This is a genomic window from Roseinatronobacter alkalisoli (assembly GCF_028745735.1).
Classification (GTDB): Bacteria; Pseudomonadota; Alphaproteobacteria; order Rhodobacterales; family Rhodobacteraceae; genus Roseinatronobacter; species Roseinatronobacter alkalisoli.
The window spans coordinates 1-1,756 of sequence record NZ_JAQZSM010000100.1 but is presented as its reverse complement, the minus strand read 5'-3'; the positions used below and the strand labels follow the sequence as shown (position 1 = coordinate 1,756).

The window sequence follows — 1,756 nt, the reverse complement described above, 5'->3', positions numbered from 1 at the left end:
ATCCTAAAGTGGGCGAACGAAAACGCCGTCGAATGGCACTATATCGATCCCGGCAAGCCGCAGCAGAACGGTTACATCGAGTCATTCAATGGCAGCCTGCGCGACGAAGTGCTTGAACGAAGAGATCTTCGACAGCCTGGATGATGCCAGACGAAAGCTGGGGCTGTGGCGCTATGATTACAACCACATCAGGCCACACTCATCTCTGGGCAACAAAACACCCGCTGAAGCGCGCCGAGCGCTTGAGCTATCTGAAGGCTCCGCGCACGGCGCGCTTGCCCAAGCCCAAAACGACAACTATCAACCCAAAGGACTCTCGTTATGAACGAGGGACGATCGGGGGGCAGGTCATGCCTATTCCGCAGCCATCATAGCCTCTGCAGGCATTGCCAAGTTGTTTGCGCGGCGTGACTTCGCTACGGGTTGAGGTATGAAATTACCGACGTCCATGCCGCGCCTGAAGGGCTTTCGTTTTCCACGCGAGATTGTCGCTTACGCTGTCTGGGTGTACCATCGGTTTGCGCTGAGCACGGCGGATGTTGAGGATCTGCTTGCCGAACGAGGCGTCATCGTGAGCCGTGAAACGATCCGTCTCTGGGTCAACCGGTTTGGCGCGCATTTTGCCGCCTGCATCCGTCGGGACCGTCCCCGCCCCCGCTCAAATGGCATCTGGACGAGGTTGTGATCCCGATCAACGGGGTGAAGCACTGGCTCTGGCGGGCGGTCGATGCCAACGGCGACACGCTTGATATTCTCGTGCAGACGCGTCGGAATGCCAAAGCTGCCAAGCGCTTCATGGCAAGGCTGATCGCGCAATTCGGCCAACCAAGGGTCGTCGTTACAGACAAGCTGCGTAGCTACATCAAGCCGATTGCCCATCAAGCGCCGGGGCTGACCACCGGGCCCATAAGGGCATTCACAACAGGATTGAGGGCAGTCACAGGCCAACACGACGACGAGAAAAGATCAGGGGCCGGTTTAAGTCGCCCAGACAGGCACAACGTTTCTTGGTCGCGCATGACCAGATCAACACCATCTTCCGCCCTCGACGCTACAAACTGACCGCCATCTCATATCGCCACGCCCGGGCAGATGCTTTCTGTCTCTGGACAGACTATGCCGCTCAGATGACTGCTTGATGTATCCAGCCAGTACCTTTCAAATCCAATGCTCAACAACTTGGCAATGCCAATCTTAGGAATAGGCAATGAAAATCAAATACGATCCGTCAGTCGATGCCGCATACGTTCAGTTAAAATCTGATGATGATCAAACTTCCTTTGGATTTACATACTGTTGCGATCCTGCTGAGGTAGAAGGGCAAATTCACTTGAACTTTGATACGAGGGTCGTCTCATTGGCATTGAAATTCTTCAGGCTAGTAAAAAATTACCGCCGGATCTAATTTCCTCGGATGGTGCAAAATAATGATTGTGCTCCGCCGCCTGATCCAATCATTTTTTGTGCTTCTGTTTGCGGTGTTCGGATCGGTTGTGGCGCCTTCGGCCCAGGGTGATTGGTCACAGGCCAACTTTCCAATAGAGGCACAGGAACAGGATGCCCAGCCGGTCAATCTCTCGCTTCGCCGACTCCTTGATGCACCACCGATAGAATTCATAGATCGGGTTCGGTAAAACAATGGCTCTGGCGGGCTGTCGATGCTGATGGGGACACGCTTGAAATCTTGGTTCGAGAGGCGCCGCAACGCCAAGGCGGCAAGGCGGTTCCTGAACCGGCTGATCGCGCGATTTGGTCA

General features: G+C 54.8%; 3 pseudogenes. All 3 read left to right on the top strand.

Annotated features, from left to right (window positions below):
* A pseudogene (locus PUT78_RS23460) lies at positions 1-325 on the top strand (integrase core domain-containing protein); the annotation flags it as partial.
* 105 nt (positions 326-430) lie between these two features.
* A pseudogene (locus tag PUT78_RS23455) lies at positions 431-1,139 on the top strand (IS6 family transposase).
* Positions 1,140-1,633: 494 nt separating this feature from the next.
* A pseudogene (locus PUT78_RS23450) lies at positions 1,634-1,756 on the top strand (DDE-type integrase/transposase/recombinase); the annotation flags it as partial.